Consider the following 14,692-nt stretch of genomic DNA (forward strand, 5'->3'; position numbering starts at 1 on the left):
CCTGACAACCGTCAGTCAGGTTCGTTTCAGCCGTGAGTGCTAATAGGGTCGCCGGTTAAGGGAGCCGCCGCCTATTCGTGTCCTGCTCGTTGAAGATGATCCCGAGATCGCCCGCCGCCTTGCGGCGGCGCTCATGCATGCCGGCTTCGTCGTCGAGAGCGCGCCAGACGGCGAAACCGGGCTGCTGCTGGGCCAGACAAACGACTTCGACGCGGTGATCCTCGATCTCGGGCTGCCGCGCCTTTCAGGTCTGGACGTCCTGAAGCAATGGCGGCGCGAAGGCCAGGACGTGCCAGTGCTGGTGTTGACAGCGCGCGATGGATGGACCGATCGCGTCGAAGGCCTGAACGCTGGGGCTGACGACTATCTTGGCAAGCCCTTTCAGAACGCCGAGGTCGTGGCCCGGCTGCGGGCGCTGACGAGGCGTTCGGCCGGCCGCTCCTCCCCGATCATGCAGCGCGGCGACATCGTGCTCGATCCCACCGCTGGGACGGTGGAGCGCGCAGGCGAATTGATCGAACTCACCGCCAGGGAATTGAAGGTGCTGGTCTATCTGATGCATCGCGCTGGCCGTGTCGTGTCGCAGGGCGAACTGATCGATCACGTCTACAGTCTGGACGAGATGCGCGAGTCCAACACGATCGAGGTCTATGTGGCGCGGCTGCGCAAAAAGCTCGGCAAGGATGCGATCCGCACGATCCGGGGGCTGGGGTACAAGTTCGTCTAATGCGCCGGATATGGACGAGTTTCCGCACGCGGCTGATCCTCGGCGCGGTCGTTTGGATCATCGCCGGGCTGGCGCTGAGCGGGTTCGTATTGTCCGAGCTCTTCAAGGCGCACGTGACCCAGCAGTTCGATGACGAGCTGCATGGCCATGCCGCAGAGCTCGCGGTTCTCGTCGGCGTCTCGCCCAATGGCGAACTATTTCTTCACAGGCGCCTGAGCGATCCGCGTTTCCTGCCGAAGGATTCGGGCTTCTATTGGCGGGTCGAGGCTGAAAACGGGGCCTCGATCGGCTCGCCCTCTCTGGCTGGACGGCCGCTGCCCTTGCCCGCCGGGATATCGGGCGGCGGCGAGCGCCACGTCTATGTGAACGGCCCGTCCGGCCCTTTGCGCCTGGTCCAGCGCACGTTCGCCGCTCCGGGCGCAGGGCCTTTGCGCATGGGCATCGGCGTCGACCAGCGGCTGCTGGACGAGGTGCTGGCCCGCTTCAATTGGACGTTGTTTCTCTCTCTCGCCATCATCGCTTGCGGGCTGATTTCGGCCGCGATCCTGCAGGTGTGGTTCGGGTTGCGTCCGCTCAGTGGAATGCGCCACGCGCTATCGGAAGTCCGAATGGGCCGGGCCAGTCGCCTCCCGGAAGATCTTCCCAGCGAGGTGCGCCCTTTGGCGGCCGATCTCAATGCGTTGCTGGAGGGCAATCTTGAGATGTTGCGGCGAGCCCGCACCCAGGCGGGCAACCTTGCTCATGCCCTCAAAACGCCTCTGGCCATTCTCCTGGACGAGGCCCAGCGGCTGCGCGCCGCAGGCCATGAGGAGGCGGCCGAGGTGATCACGCTGCAGTGCGATCGGATGCGCAGACAGATCGACTATCAGATCGCCCGAGCCAGGGCCGCCGCCCTCACTCGCGCGCCCGGGGTCGCTGCGGACGTCAAGGCGACGCTTGAGCCCGTCGTCAAGGCGATGCGCAGGCTTCATGGCCGCCGTGGCGTCACCTTCAGCGTGGCCTATGAGGCTGACGGAGCCGTGGCGGTCGATGCGCAGGACCTGGGAGAAATCGCAGGCAACGTGCTCGATAACGCTGGCAAGTGGGCCGACGGCCGCGTTGAAATTCTCGTGCGCCGGAAGGGGGAACTTATAGAAATCGTGGTCGACGACGATGGCCCCGGTTTGCCGCCCGAGAGCTACGAACACGTCTTTGGCGTGGGTGAGCGACTTGACGAGCGTATGCCTGGCCACGGCCTGGGGCTTTCGATCGTCAAGGATCTGGTGGGTCTCTACGAAGGTCAGGTCGCTCTGGACGCCGCTCCGCTTGGAGGCCTTCGCCTGACCCTGGCCTTCAGGACGATCAGCTAGGCGGCTTGTTCGCGCAGGCGCCTCCGTCCTGCGAACGACCGCCGAAGTCTGTCGGGCCTATTGCCTTCACCGGCGGGTTTCATTCTGATGATCTTGGACGGGGCGCGGACGTCTGGGTCCGCATTGCTGGTGGAGCGATAAGCCATGGCTTTTGCAGATCTTCTGCTTCCCGTCCTCAGCTACCCCGACGCCACGCCTGATCGGGCCATTCGCGCTGGCGTGGCGCTCGCCAAGCGGTTTGGGGGCGGGCTTACTCTGCTCACGATGCGCGTGGACATCCCGCAGTTCGGCAACATTCTGGCCAATGCGCTGATAGACCTTGATCGCCAGGGCGAGCGTGAGGAAGCGCGCAGCGCCGCCACGGCTCGGCTGGAAGCCTTATGCGCCCAGGTCGCGGCCGAGACCTTCGGCGAACCGCTGCGCGTGGAGACCCGCTGCGCCCCCCTTTATGAGGAAGGGAACGCCGTGGCCGAAGCGGCGCGAACCTACGATCTGTGCCTGACGCCTCAAGGCGTGGCGGTGGAGGGCGACCGTAGCTTGGCGGAGGCTGTGCTGTTCGGTTCCGGCCGGCCGGTGTTGCTCTATCCTGACGACCAGGAAATCGCGCCCGGCTCGGGGATCGGCAAGGTCGCTATCGCCTGGGACGGCAGCGCCAGGGCCGCAAGGGCGGTGGCGGACGCCCTGCCTCTGCTTGCGCGCGCTTCGGAGGTCCGCGTGTTTGTCGCTCTCGGGGAAAAGCCGCAGGCCAAGTCCGGAACCGCGAGCGATCTGCTGCGTCATCTGGAGGCTCACGGCGTTTCCGCCTTCGCTGATGAACAGCCCTCTGACGGTCAATCGATCGGCGTCTTGATGGCGAACTACGTAAGGACTGAGCGCGTGGATTTGCTGGTCATGGGCGGCTTCGGACATGCGCGCATTCGGCAATTCGTCCTCGGCGGGGCGACCGACGCCGTTCTGAAGGCGCCCCCATGTCCGGTTCTGATCTCGCACTGAAAGCCCTCGCCGGAGGCTTCGAAGCGGCCATCTAGGTCCCCGAGGTCGAGGCGCCCGACTCCGAAGATGCGCGCACGCGCACGCCGTTCGTCACGCGTTGACCAGGGTGCAGGATCAGCCGCGCGCCCGGCGCAAGGCCACGGCGGATTTCTGCGGTCTCGTCATTCATCCGGCCGATTTCGACGGGCGTCAGACGAGCTCGCCCGTCTGCGTCGACAACGAACACTTTCCAGCGCCCGCCGCTTCGAAACAGCGCGCTCACCGGCGCCTGCAGAACGTGGTCCTCCGCCCAGACCACGATCCGCACCGTGGCGCGATACCCGTGGCCAAGCCTTCCCCACGCCTCCCGCGGGGCGACGAAGTCGATCACCACATTGACTCGCTGCTCTTCGACCCCCAACGCCGAGACCTTGGTGAAGCCGGACGGTTCAACGAGACGTACGCGACCGGCGAGCGGCGCCTCTCCGCCCCAGGCGATGATCTCGACCCTTGCGCCGGGCTGCACCTGCACCGCGTCGGCCGAAAGCAGATCGGTCACGATCTCAAGGTGAGCTGGATCCCCGATCTCCACCAGCGGCGTGCCGGCCGCAACCACGCGAGAACTTTCCTGCAGGACTCGCAAGACATAGCCAGACACCGGGGACGTCACGGCCGCCGCGCCCCGCCCCCTGGCTCCTCCGTCTGCGACGATCAGCGCGCCGCGCGCCACCTCGAGCCGTTGAGCGGCGATCTCGACCGCCTGAAGCGCCTGTTCATGCGCAGAGCGCGCCCGATCCAACGCCGCCTGCGCCACAAATTCCCGCCGCGCCAACGGCTCGACCCGCGTCAGCTCCCGCCGCGAGAGAGCTTCGAGTTCGCGCGCAGCCGCCAGGTCTGCTTGCAGGGCGCCTATATTGGCCTGGGCCTGCCGCAACAGGCGCGCGTCCAGCGGTCCGGGCTCGGCCGGTTGAATGCGCGCGAGCAGGGTCTGCTTAGCGACGACCTGCGCGCCTGGCTTCAGAGCCACCCGCAGGAGCTCGCCGGTGATCGGTGCGGAGACGGTGTAAAGATCGGTGACCCGAGTCTCACCGAGGTCTTCGACGCTCACGGCCATGGGACCTTGCCTGACCACGCCGATGTCAACCTCAACGGGCGGGGAGCGCAGGAGGACGGCAAGGCTCAGAGCCAGCGCCGCGATCACGAGCGCGCCGATGATCCTCGGTCCTGTGAGAAAGTTCTTCATCTCACTCGCGCGTCTTCAGGGCCCGGATGAGATCCAGCCGATCGAGCCGATCGCGCAGAAGCAAGGCGGTGACCGCCGCAGCTCCGCCGACGACCAGGACGCCTTGCGACAGGGTCTGCGCGTTCACCGTCACGGGCAGGGTGTAAAGGTCGCCGCTGAACCGCTCGATCAGAAACCGCGAGAGCCCGACCCCGAAAAGCAAGCCGATTGGAAGCGCGAGCAGCACCAGCAACGCCAGTTCCCCAAGCAGCACGTAAGCGACCTCCCGCCGGCGGAATCCCAACACGCGAAGCGACGCCAGGTCGCGGGCGCGTTCAGCAAGACTGATCCGACCGCTGTTGTAGACGACGCCGAAGACAATCAGCACGGCGAAGCCCACATTGAAAAGATTCAGCAGACCGATGCTCTGAGCGATCGTGTCTTCGATGCCCTGCAAGGTGGCGTCACGCACAGTTACGCTGACGAGATCGGGCGTCTTTTTCAGCGCCGCGTAGAGCGCGGACAGCTGTGCGCTATCCACCCGAAGGTGGGCGCCGGAGAGGCTGTCGCCCTCCTGCAAAAGCCTGTTCAACACGGACCGATCGAGCATTACGGATCCGCCGATAGGGGTCTCGGTCACCGCGCCGACCTTGATTGCGATTTTGAGCCGTTCGCCCTCGGTGACTTCTGCGGTGAGAGTGTCGCCGGGCTTGATATTCAGAAGGCGTGCAAGTCGGCTGGAGACCAGGGCGCCGCGGGCAGGGGGCTCGAGCACGTGGCCGTCTAGGTCCACCAGGCGACTGAGGTCGCCGCCGCTCTCGCCGCCGCTTAGAGCTTCCCGCTCTTCTCGCGGGCCTGCCTTCAGGCGGGCGTCTGCAAATCGGAAGGGCTCGACGCGCATGACGCCGGGCATGTGCTGGAGTTCGTAAAGGGCCCGCGCGTCGCGCGCTTCTGCGAAGGTCACCGTGACGTCGCTTCGCTGAGCTTGCCCGAAAGCGATGTCGATCAAGGAATCCACGCTATCGTCCATGCTGGCCGACGCGGTGTAGAGCGCTAGCGCGCAAGCTATTCCCAGCACGGTGAGACCAGAACGCACCGGGCGCCGCACGAGGCCGCGCAGGATCATTCGCGAAGGCTCATCCAGCCAGAACACGGGGGTGCGGGGCGCGGCGCTTGAAGAGAAGTCGCGGGGAGCCGGGGGGCGCATGGCCTCGGCGGGCGTCAGCCGGGCGGCGCGCCACACTGCGCTTAACGCACCGACCAGGACGGCTGTCAGCGTCGCTCCGAACGCCACGAGAAAGGCGTCCGCTCCAGCGCGGAATTCGAGGAAGGGAAAAGCGAAATAGGTCTGGTAGAGGCCCGCTGCGGCCCGCCCTAGCCAGACCCCGAACAGCCCGCCAAGCAGGAGGCCGCTCAGACACAACAGAAGAGCTAGCTCAGCATAATGGAGCATGATCGCGCCGTTGCGATAGCCGAAGGCCTTCAAGAGGCCGATCACTTCACGCTCAGCATCGACGACTCGGCCAAGCACGATATTCAGCAGGAATGCGGCCACGCCGAGGAAGATCGGTGGAAGGACCTCGACGGTCGCCGCAAGCTGGTCGATCTCGTTCGAGACGAAGCGATCCGAAGCCTGTTCGTGGCGGGTGTAGGCGCCCTGAGCTCCATAGGGTTCGAGCAACGCGTCCAGCCGGCGCGAAACATCCTGCGGCTCGGCGCTGGGTGAGAGCGTAGCGACAATCTCGTTGAAGGCGCCGGTGAGGTCGAGCGCCGCCGCAAGGGACTCCCGCCCCATCCACAGAACCCCATAGCGCCTGTTGTCCGGGAAGATCCCCCCAGGCGCGACGGCGTAGACGTACTCCGGGGATAGCGCCACGCCGACAAGCGTCAGCTTGATCTGGTGACCGTGTATGAGCGCGGAGAACTGGTCGCCGGGCTCAAGGCGCGCAGCTTTCGCAAATGCTTCGCTCGCCACCGCTTCACCGGCCCGCATAGGGTCCGGCAGACGCCCGGAGCGCAGCAACAACCGGTTCAGCGCCGGCTGCCCGGTTGATGGCAGCGAATGGACCCGTGCTGTGACCGGCTCAGCGACGCCAGCGATGTCCAAAATTGCGGTTGTGCTGATGCGGCTCTCGGCGGCTGCGACGCCTGGCAGCGCGCTCACATCCCCTATCACCGACTCCGGCGCGCGGCGCACCGGCGCAAAGACATCGGCAAATCGGTACTGATCATAATAGGCCGAGCGTGTCGCCTCGAGCGAACGGATCAAGCCAAACGACATGATGACCATGCCGACGCCGGCGGCGACCACCAGGGTGATGGCCAGCGACTGGCTCCGCAAGCGCCACACATCCCGCAGGAGCTTGACGTAGAAGACGGAGCGCGCGCCGATCACCATGCGAGTTCTGAGGGCGCCTTTCGACTTTGATTTCTATGGCGGCGTGAGATCTGCCCGTCGCCGAACATGATCACCTCGTCGGCCATGTCCGCGATGACCGCGTTGTGAGTGATGACGAAGCAGGTGGTGCCCAGCTCTCGGTTCACCCGGTCGATGGCTGACAGCACGCGTACGCCGGTCACGCTATCGAGCGCGCCCGTCGGCTCGTCGCACAACAACACTTGCGGCCGCTTGGCGATGGCTCGGGCGATGGCCACGCGCTGCTGCTCTCCGCCGGAGAGCTGGGCTGGGAAGTGATCGAGCCTGGCCTCCAGACCGACGAGCGCGAGCGCGTCTGCCGGCTGCATCGGATTTGCTGCGATTTCTGTGATGAGGGCGACATTCTCCCGCGCGGTTAGGGAGGCGATCAAGTTGTAGAATTGAAAGACGAATCCGACGCTGGACCGGCGATACTCCGTCAAGGCGTCGTCGTCGCAAGCGGTCAGGTCGCTATCGTAGAACCATGCGTGGCCAGCCGAGGCCGTATCGAGTCCGCCCAGAATGTTCAGCAAGGTCGATTTGCCGGACCCCGAAGGGCCCAGCAGGACCAGAAGGTCGCCCTTCACAACGTCAAGATCGACCCCTCGCAGGGCGTCGATCCTGTTCACGCCTTGGCCATAGGTCTTGGTAAGACCTCGGACCCGATAAACCAAAGGTTTGGTCTCAAGCATGCGCCCGACATCCATGCGGGGAGGCGGGAGGCTACACGACCGCCCGAAGCGATCCTATCCGAGACATCGCGTGCAGCTCGGGATGGGTTCTCAGTCGGGTCATTTCGCCCCCCCGGGAGGTATGTTCAGTATTGGCGCGCCGCATGCGTTGCGCAGCTGTCGGACCCCAGATCCTCGACCAGGCCGCCGGGACGATCGAAGCTGGCGGTACGGGCCAGCCTCACTTGGGCGCGCCTCGCCGCTGAACGGCGTCACGCCCTTCGAGGCTTCGGAGGTAGTCCACGAGCGCGTTGGTCTCGTCTTCCCCTAACTCCAAAGCCGGCATGCGAGGATGAATCGGCGGCGCGCCCTCTTCAAGGGGTCTCGGCCAGTTCTTGATCATTCCCTCTTCGAGCAGCTGAGCCAGTCCGCCTGGGCCATATCTGTACTTGAGACGCGCAAAGGGCGGGGCTTCCTTCAACGGACTTTCGCCATCGCCGATGGCGTGGCACGCCGCGCAATTGCGTTCAGCAACCTTCCTGCCGGCCGTCACCGACGGACGCTCGGCCGCCGCCGCCCACGAGCTGATTGACAGCACGGTCAGCGACGCAGCTGCCGAAGCCAGGAGTTTGCAGGTTCTGAGCATGTAGATGTCGCTCGCTTCAAGGAAGAGGCAGCATGACAACAGCCAATCAGGGGAGCAAGGCGCTAGGCGAGAGGCGCCATCGCAGGCGCTTAGCGCGTCATCGGCGTGGATGACCCTGAGCTTCGATCGCACCCCGGTGTCATGCGATCGCTACAGAAGCCTCACCGCGATGACATCAAGCTTCACTAGGTAGCCGGCTCCATCGTCCTGGCGACAGCGGGGGCGGGGAGTGGGGCGCGCTGCAAATGGCGCAAGTTGAAAGCCGTAAAATGTTGTTTGTTTCTCGGTTCCTGGTGACCGTGTCAGCCCTGGCGCTCGCCTCGGCGGCGCATGCGCAAACCTTCGCCGACGACGCCTCATCCGAAGCCGGCGGCGCCGTCGAGGAGTTGGTGGTCACCGGCAGCACCCTGCGCAGCCAGGAGGCGGTGAGAAACCGCCGCGAAAGCGTCGCGGTCGTCGACACCCTGACCCAGGACGACACGGGCGACCTGGCCGACGAGACCCTGGCCGAGGCGCTGATCCGGGTGCCCGGCGTGTCATCGATGCAGACCCTCTATGGTGAGCAGGAGGCGGCCTATGTCTCGGTGCGCGGCATCTCGCCCGACCTCAACTTCACCTCGTTCGACGGCATGGCGATGTTCTCGTCGGCCAATGACGGCGACGGCCTGCGCCGCGTCGACCTGAACCTGATCCCGACCCAGATCTCGCGGACCACCGAGGTCTTCAAGACCTTCACCCCCGACCTCGACGTCGGCGCCATCGGCGGCGTCACCAACATCATTCCGCGCAGCGCGCTGAACGATCCCGACACCACCTATCTCGACGTGTTCGGGACCTACCAGTCCGGCAAGGGCAAGTACGTGCCCGGAACCAACAGCCTAGGCGACTACAACGACACGCCCTGGGGCGGCGGGGTGAAGGGGCTGCTGGCGCGCTCTTTCGGGGACCGGCAGCAGTTCGGCGTCGTGCTGTCGGGCGTCTATCGTCAGAAGACCTTCGACTACACCAAGCGCAACGCCAACGGCCGGGTGTTCTACACGCCGGCGGGCACGCCCGGGAACGCCGACCTGTCCAACTGGGACGGCCAGCAGCCGCTGCCGTCGCTGATCCGGCCGATGGACTACACCCACTTCACCAAGACCTACGGCGGCTCGGCCCAGTTCGAGTACGAGCCCATGCCAGGCCTGCAGCTGTCGGTCCTTGGCTACGGCTACCGCCAGCAGGAAGACCAGACGTTCAACCAGTTCCAGGTCCAGAACTATTCCAACCTGCAGCGCCTGAGCCCCGAAGTCGCCCGGCTGAAGATCGGCAACACCACCTCGGGCTATGACTACGACCGGTTCGAGAACGAGACGGGCGGCGCCATCTTCAAGGCCGTCGCCGACCTGGGCGACAAGGGTTCGCTTGAGTTCCGCGCCGGCTGGAACATCAACCGGTTCCACGACACCGACCTGGGCGCCTACTACGCGTTCACGCCGCCGAACTCGTTCATCACCTTCGACATGTCCGGCCTGTCGGACCAGATCACGATCGAGAACAACGACGCGCTGATCAACATCGCCAACTACCGGCTGTCGACCGCCTCGGACCTCTATGTCGACGCCGAGATGACCTCCAAGGAGGCCAAGCTCGACTACAAATGGAACTATGGCGGCGAGGCCCGCGGCTTCGGCTTCGCAGCCGGCGCTGACCTGCGCCAGGTCGAGACCGAACGCGACTCCAGGACGATCACCTACGTGTCCAACAGCAGCCCGATGGGCGCCGTCGGCTTCGTGCCGGACATCAGCTCGTGGATGTACGAGTACCCGGTCGTCTGGGTGAACTACGACCGGTTCGCCCAGTCGGTGAAGCCGGGCCTGGCGATCAACCAGACCAGCACGAACAACGCCGCCTGGTCGGCCGACTACCGCTATGAGGAGACCGTCCTGGCCGGCTATGCGGCCCTGTCCTATGCGACCGACACCTTCAGCGCGGTCGCCGGCCTGCGCTACGACAAGGTCGACTTCACCGCCCAATCGCCGCTGGCCACGGCTGGCCGCTATGACGGGACGTTCGCCCAGCGCGACGGAGAATACGACCACCTGCTGCCGTCGTTCATCGCCACCCAGCGCCTCTCCGACAACCTGCGGATCAAGGCCGGCTACAGCCGGACCCTCGGCCGGCCGGCCTTCGGCGACATCGCGCGGGCCGAGAACGTCAACACCCAGAACCTGACGATTTCCCGCGGCAACCCGGACCTGAAGCCCCGCCGGTCCGACAATTTCGATCTGGCCGCGGAGTACTATTTCGGCGGCAGCGGCCTGGTCTCGATCAGCGGCTTCTACAAGAAGATCAAGGACGACATCTTCACCCAGACCACCCAGCAGACGATCAACGGCGCCACCTACGACGTCTCGCAGCCGATGAACGCCTCGCAGTCGACGATGAAGGGCATCGAGTTCCAGGTCGTCACCGACGCCGTTCCTTACCTGCCGGGCTTCCTGGAGGACAAGGTGGGCTTCTCGGCCAACGCCACCCGCATGTGGGCGGAGATGGACTACGCGTCGGGCAAGACCTGGGTGCACCTGGACGCCCTGCAGTACCAGGCCGACTGGCTGGTCAATGTCAGCACCTTCTACCGCCTGCCGCGCAACGGCGAGATCCGCCTCGCCTACAACTGGAAGAGCCGCAGCCCGATCTCGCTGGGCGCATATCCGTGGACGACCTACTGGCTTGAGGAGCGCGGCCAGCTCGACGCGGCGGTCCGCTACACGCTCGCCGACAACCTGATCGCCAAGTTCCAGGTCAACAACATCCTCGAGGACCCGGAGCAGCAGGGCTACTACGGCGTGCCATACGAAATGCGCCGCTACGAGCTGACCCGGAACCGCTCGTTCCAACTCGACCTGATCTACAAGTACTGATGGTGGCCGGGGGTATGAAGCAGCGGCTTCTAGGCCTGGCGAGCGCCGCCGTCGTCATGGCGACGGCGGCCGGCGCTCAGGCCGCGGGCTATCGGTCGGGCGACTGCGGCGAGTTCACGGTGGCCATGATCCCGGACACGCAGAACTATGTCGACTACCGCCACCAGAAGTGGTCGGGCTTCCCCTTCGACGCGGCCGAGCAGTACTACGCGCAGCTGTGGTGGGTGGGCGAGCACGCCGCCGGCGCCGGCGGCGACATCGTCTTCGCCACCCACATGGGCGACGTCTGGCAGCACTATTCGGAGTGGATGGACGAGGGCCACGCCGCCCGCGGCTTCAAGTGGATGCCCAATTTCGGGGGCTCCGAAGTCGCGGTCTCGCCCAAGGCCCACACGCGGGCGTTCGAGATCCCCACAGCGGTCCGCGGCTATCAGCTGATCGACGGCAAGCTGCCGTTCTCGGTGTTGCCGGGCAACCACGACTTCGACGCGCTGTGGACCGACCCGGCCCATCCGCCGCACCCTGAGGCCAAGAAGGACGGCCTGAGGCACGTCGGCGGGCTCACCGGCTTCCAGTCGGCGTTCTCGGCGGACTCGGCGTTTTTCAAGGGCAAGCCCTGGTACGTGGGCTCCCACGACGGCGGCGCCGACAGCGCCCAGGTGTTCACCGCCGGCAAGTGCAAGTTCCTGCACATCGCCCTGCAATACCACGCGCCGGACGCCTCGCTGGCCTGGGCCGCGAAGCTCATCCAGCGGTATCCCGGCCTGCCGACCATCGTCTCGACCCACGACTATCTCGACCGTGACGGCAAGCCGAACCGGCGCTCAAACCCGAACAACAGCCGGCTCGACCGCCAAGACAACGACCCGCAGATGATCTGGGACGAGTTCATCAGCCGCCAGGACCAGGTGTTCCTGGTGCTGAGCGGGCACGTCGGAGGACAGGGCTACAGCGTCGCGGCCAACGCCTTCGGCCACGAGGTCCACCAGATGATGGCGGACTACCAGGGCCGCGGTCAGACCGCCAACGAGGCAGGCGCGACCGGGGAGGACGTGGGCGACGGCTGGCTGCGGCTGCTGAAGTTCAAGCTGGACGGCGAGCGGCCGACGATCGAGGTCCGCACCTATTCCACCCACTACGGCAAGTTCGCCTCGGAGATCCCGGAGTACGGCGCCTGGTACAAGGCTCATGACGGCCAGGCGGGGCTCTCCGACGCCGACTACCTGAAGCGCGACGAATTCGCGCTCACCCTCACCGATTTCCACCAGCGCTTCGGCGCGCCCGCGGCGCCGTCGCGGCAAAAGCCTTGATCGAAAGGGCAGCCAGCTCATGCTTATTCGCGATCGCCGCGACCTCATTAAGGTGGCCGGCGCCTTGGCCCTCGTCTCGGGCTTTGCGCCCCAGCGGGTGATCGCCGCGCCGACTGGCGCCTATCCGTTCGCACTGGGCGTGGCCGCGGGCGATCCGTGGCCCGACGGCTTCGTGATCTGGACGCGGCTGGCGCCCAAGCCGCTGGAAGAGCACGGCGGCATGCCGCAGAGCGCGGTGAAGGTCGGCTGGGAAGTCTCCGAAGACCAGCGCTTCGCCAAGATCGTCCGCAGGGGTGAGACGTTGGCCCGGCCCGAGCTCGCCCATTCGGTCCATGTCGAGCTCTCCGGCCTGCGGCCGCACCGCCACTACTGGTACCGCTTCACCCTGGCCGGCGGCGAGGCCAGCCCGATCGGCATGGCCCGCACCGCCCCGGCCGCCGGCGGGCTGGCGACCAGCATCCGCATCGGCGTCGGCGGCTGCCAGCACTGGGAGGCCGGATTCTTCGACGCCTGGGGCCACATGGCGCGCGAGCCCGATCTCGACCTCGTGTTCCACTACGGCGACTACATCTACGAGCGCGCCGGCCGGCCGCTGGGCGAAGGCGTCGTGCGCCAGCACGTCGGCGACGAGATCTACAGCATCGACGACTACCGCCGCCGCCACGCCCAGTACAAGTCCGACCCGCACCTGCAGGCGGCGCACGCAGCCTGCGCTTTCGCGGTCTCGTTCGACGACCACGAGGTCGACAACAACTGGGCGGGCGAACTCGATCAGGACGGCACGCCGCCGGAGTTCTTCGCGCTGCGCAAGCTGGCGGCCCTCCAGGCCTGGTACGAGCACATGCCGGTGCGCCGCGCCCAGTTGCCGGGCCCGGGCGGGATCACCGCCTATCGCCGGCTCGACTATGGCGGCCTGCTGCGCATGCATGTTCTCGACACGCGCTCATACCGCTCCGACCAGCCCTGCAACGACGGCAAGCTCAAGCCGTGCCCGATCGAGGCGCACGTCGCCCCGACCATGCTCGGCGCCAGCCAGGAGGCCTGGCTCGACGAGGGGCTGGGCAACAGCGCGGTGTGGAACCTGCTGGCCCAGCAGGTGCTGGTCACGCCCTACCAGCGGCACAACCCGGGGGAGTCAGCGTCCTTCACCTCGTTCGACACCTGGGACGGCTACCGTCCGGCGCGGGCGCGGCTGGTCGACGCCATCCGCAAGCGCGAGCTGACCAATGTCGTGATCGCCTCGGGCGACTTCCACCGCAACATCGTCAGCGCGGTGCCCGAACGCGAGGAGGCGCCCGACGGCAAGGCGGCGGCGGTGGAGTTCCTCGCCACCTCGATCACCTCGAACGGCGACGGCGGCCCCCTTGCCCAGGCCGAACGCGAGCTGTCGACCAATCCGCACATGAAGATGATCAACAACTTCCGCGGCTACCACGTCTTCGACATCTCGCCCAAGCGCTGGGAGACCAGCGTCAAGGTGATGGACAAGGTCCAGACCCCCGGCGGCAAGATCAGCACGATGGCGCGATACGCGGTCACTCCGGATCAGCCCAAGGTGTACGAGGCCTAGGAGCCGTAGCGTGCGGCGTGGCTCCGGCGACGCCAGCCCCAGGCGGTCTTCACGGGGCGGCGCGCTCCCTCGGTCTCGCCCGCCGCCAGCGCACGGTCGGTTCCGGCGCGCCAGCCGCTCGCCGCCGGGCCAGCGTCAGAAGGCCGTGGCGCCCAGCCGTCGGACATATGCGGCGACATCGCCAGGCCAGCGGCTGATCAAGCTCTCGAAGCGTTCGGAGACGCCGCGTATAGGGCCCTTAGCGCGTCCTCATAGCCTGCGAGGTGCCCGGCCAGGGCGTACATCACCCGATAGGTAGCCGTCTGCGCCTTGCGGGCGCGGTCGATGTCGGCGCTGTCCTGCTGGGCCTGTTCGACCAGCCGGCGGAGCGCGGCCGAGGCGCCGCCTGGCTGCTCCTGCAACCAGGTCCAGTGCTTCGGCAGCAGGGTGACTTCGCGCGCCGTCACCCCAAGGCGGGGACGGCCACGGGGACGCGGCGTCTCGCTTTGAGGCGGTTCCGGGACGCGAAGACGGTCAAGGACGTCCTGCTGGCCGCCTCTATCTCTCGCCCCCAGCGGTCGACCAGCTTGCTTCGCATGTCAATCTGCCCGGGTAAAAATGGCGGGTAGAGGCCCAGTCCGCAAAGCGTCTACCGGGGCGGGCGGCCCTCCGCTGACGGAACATGGGGGGGGGCGGCGCCAACCTTATCTGCGAGGCCGACTTGAGCAGCATCAAGGTGGAGGGGATCGCTCCTTTGGAAGGTGCGTCGAGCCAGAGTGCGGCTTTGGATGTCGACGAGGGTGCTTCCGTAAAAGTCCAAGGCGCTTTGCATGGGAGACACTGCATGTTCGAAAATCGGACTGACGCTGGACAGCGGATCGCCGAAGCGATCGCGGAACGCAGCTACGACGAGCCGATCGTCTAAGC

12 protein-coding genes are annotated in these 14,692 nt (G+C 66.2%); 7 read left to right on the forward strand and 5 right to left on the reverse strand.

What is annotated here, in order from left to right:
- Window positions 1–73 precede the first annotated feature (73 nt).
- The 3 genes from O4N75_RS07320 (at window position 74) to O4N75_RS07330 (ending at window position 3,069) form a co-directional block, all read left to right on the forward strand.
- Window positions 74–727 carry a response regulator transcription factor gene (locus O4N75_RS07320; protein ID WP_269629342.1) on the forward strand — a complete coding sequence of 218 codons (654 nt, stop codon included), beginning with the start codon at window positions 74–76 and terminating at the stop codon, window positions 725–727.
- Entirely contained in the window at window positions 727–2,076 is a 1,350-nt protein-coding gene (locus tag O4N75_RS07325; RefSeq protein ID WP_269628699.1) for a HAMP domain-containing sensor histidine kinase, read from the forward strand. The genes O4N75_RS07320 and O4N75_RS07325 overlap by 1 nt, the downstream gene beginning before the upstream one ends.
- A gap of 144 nt (window positions 2,077–2,220) precedes the next feature.
- Window positions 2,221–3,069 (forward strand): universal stress protein, encoded by an 849-nt coding sequence (locus O4N75_RS07330; RefSeq protein WP_269628700.1) that lies wholly within the window; start codon window positions 2,221–2,223, stop codon window positions 3,067–3,069.
- Window positions 3,070–3,100: 31 nt separating this feature from the next.
- Here O4N75_RS07330 and O4N75_RS07335 read toward each other — a convergent pair whose 3' ends face one another.
- The 4 genes from O4N75_RS07335 to O4N75_RS07350 all read right to left on the reverse strand — a co-directional run bounded on the left by O4N75_RS07335 (window position 3,101) and on the right by O4N75_RS07350 (window position 8,003).
- Complete coding sequence (locus O4N75_RS07335; protein ID WP_269628701.1) at window positions 3,101–4,291, reverse strand: efflux RND transporter periplasmic adaptor subunit; 1,191 nt, start codon at window positions 4,289–4,291, stop codon at window positions 3,101–3,103.
- A 1-nt stretch (window position 4,292) separates the two neighbouring features.
- Window positions 4,293–6,668, reverse strand: coding sequence for an ABC transporter permease (locus O4N75_RS07340; protein WP_269628702.1), 2,376 nt, complete (start codon window positions 6,666–6,668; stop codon window positions 4,293–4,295).
- Window positions 6,662–7,378 (reverse strand): ABC transporter ATP-binding protein, encoded by a 717-nt coding sequence (locus O4N75_RS07345; protein WP_269628703.1) that lies wholly within the window; start codon window positions 7,376–7,378, stop codon window positions 6,662–6,664. Before O4N75_RS07345 ends, O4N75_RS07340 begins: the two co-directional genes overlap by 7 nt.
- A gap of 220 nt (window positions 7,379–7,598) precedes the next feature.
- On the reverse strand, window positions 7,599–8,003 hold the full coding sequence (locus O4N75_RS07350; RefSeq protein WP_269628704.1) for a cytochrome c: 405 nt from the start codon (window positions 8,001–8,003) through the stop codon (window positions 7,599–7,601).
- Window positions 8,004–8,272: 269 nt separating this feature from the next.
- On the opposite strand from O4N75_RS07350, the gene O4N75_RS07355 reads away from it, so the two are divergent.
- Genes O4N75_RS07355 through O4N75_RS07365 form a run of 3 tightly spaced genes read left to right on the forward strand, consistent with a single transcriptional unit; the run spans window position 8,273 to window position 13,786 of the window.
- Window positions 8,273–10,906 carry a TonB-dependent receptor gene (locus tag O4N75_RS07355; protein WP_269628705.1) on the forward strand — a complete coding sequence of 878 codons (2,634 nt, stop codon included), beginning with the start codon at window positions 8,273–8,275 and terminating at the stop codon, window positions 10,904–10,906.
- Window positions 10,907–10,920: 14 nt separating this feature from the next.
- Window positions 10,921–12,216, forward strand: coding sequence for a serine/threonine protein phosphatase (locus O4N75_RS07360; RefSeq protein WP_269628706.1), 1,296 nt, complete (start codon window positions 10,921–10,923; stop codon window positions 12,214–12,216).
- A gap of 19 nt (window positions 12,217–12,235) precedes the next feature.
- On the forward strand, window positions 12,236–13,786 hold the full coding sequence (locus O4N75_RS07365) for an alkaline phosphatase D family protein (protein WP_269628707.1): 1,551 nt from the start codon (window positions 12,236–12,238) through the stop codon (window positions 13,784–13,786).
- 197 nt (window positions 13,787–13,983) lie between these two features.
- Here the strand turns inward: O4N75_RS07365 and O4N75_RS07370 are convergent, their stop codons facing one another.
- Entirely contained in the window at window positions 13,984–14,340 is a 357-nt protein-coding gene (locus O4N75_RS07370) for a DUF2239 family protein (RefSeq protein ID WP_269629343.1), read from the reverse strand.
- Between the two features lie 146 nt (window positions 14,341–14,486).
- Between O4N75_RS07370 and O4N75_RS07375 the strand changes: the two genes are divergently transcribed.
- On the forward strand, window positions 14,487–14,690 hold the full coding sequence (locus O4N75_RS07375; protein ID WP_269628708.1) for a hypothetical protein: 204 nt from the start codon (window positions 14,487–14,489) through the stop codon (window positions 14,688–14,690).
- Window positions 14,691–14,692 lie beyond the last annotated feature (2 nt).

Source organism: Phenylobacterium sp. NIBR 498073 (assembly GCF_027286305.1).
Taxonomy (GTDB): domain Bacteria; phylum Pseudomonadota; class Alphaproteobacteria; order Caulobacterales; family Caulobacteraceae; genus Phenylobacterium.

What these genes read in the sequence shown, in the direction of transcription:
- O4N75_RS07325 (WP_269628699.1), top strand. Translation starts at nt 727, where the DNA reads ATGCGCCGGATATGGACGAGTTTCCGCACGCGGCTGATCCTCGGCGCG.
- O4N75_RS07330 (WP_269628700.1), top strand. Translation starts at nt 2,221, where the DNA reads ATGGCTTTTGCAGATCTTCTGCTTCCCGTCCTCAGCTACCCCGACGCC.
- O4N75_RS07335 (WP_269628701.1), bottom strand. Translation starts at nt 4,291, where the DNA reads ATGAAGAACTTTCTCACAGGACCGAGGATCATCGGCGCGCTCGTGATC.
- O4N75_RS07340 (WP_269628702.1), bottom strand. Translation starts at nt 6,668, where the DNA reads ATGGTGATCGGCGCGCGCTCCGTCTTCTACGTCAAGCTCCTGCGGGAT.
- O4N75_RS07345 (WP_269628703.1), bottom strand. Translation starts at nt 7,378, where the DNA reads ATGCTTGAGACCAAACCTTTGGTTTATCGGGTCCGAGGTCTTACCAAG.
- O4N75_RS07350 (WP_269628704.1), bottom strand. Translation starts at nt 8,003, where the DNA reads ATGCTCAGAACCTGCAAACTCCTGGCTTCGGCAGCTGCGTCGCTGACC.
- O4N75_RS07355 (WP_269628705.1), top strand. Translation starts at nt 8,273, where the DNA reads ATGTTGTTTGTTTCTCGGTTCCTGGTGACCGTGTCAGCCCTGGCGCTC.
- O4N75_RS07360 (WP_269628706.1), top strand. Translation starts at nt 10,921, where the DNA reads ATGAAGCAGCGGCTTCTAGGCCTGGCGAGCGCCGCCGTCGTCATGGCG.
- O4N75_RS07365 (WP_269628707.1), top strand. Translation starts at nt 12,236, where the DNA reads ATGCTTATTCGCGATCGCCGCGACCTCATTAAGGTGGCCGGCGCCTTG.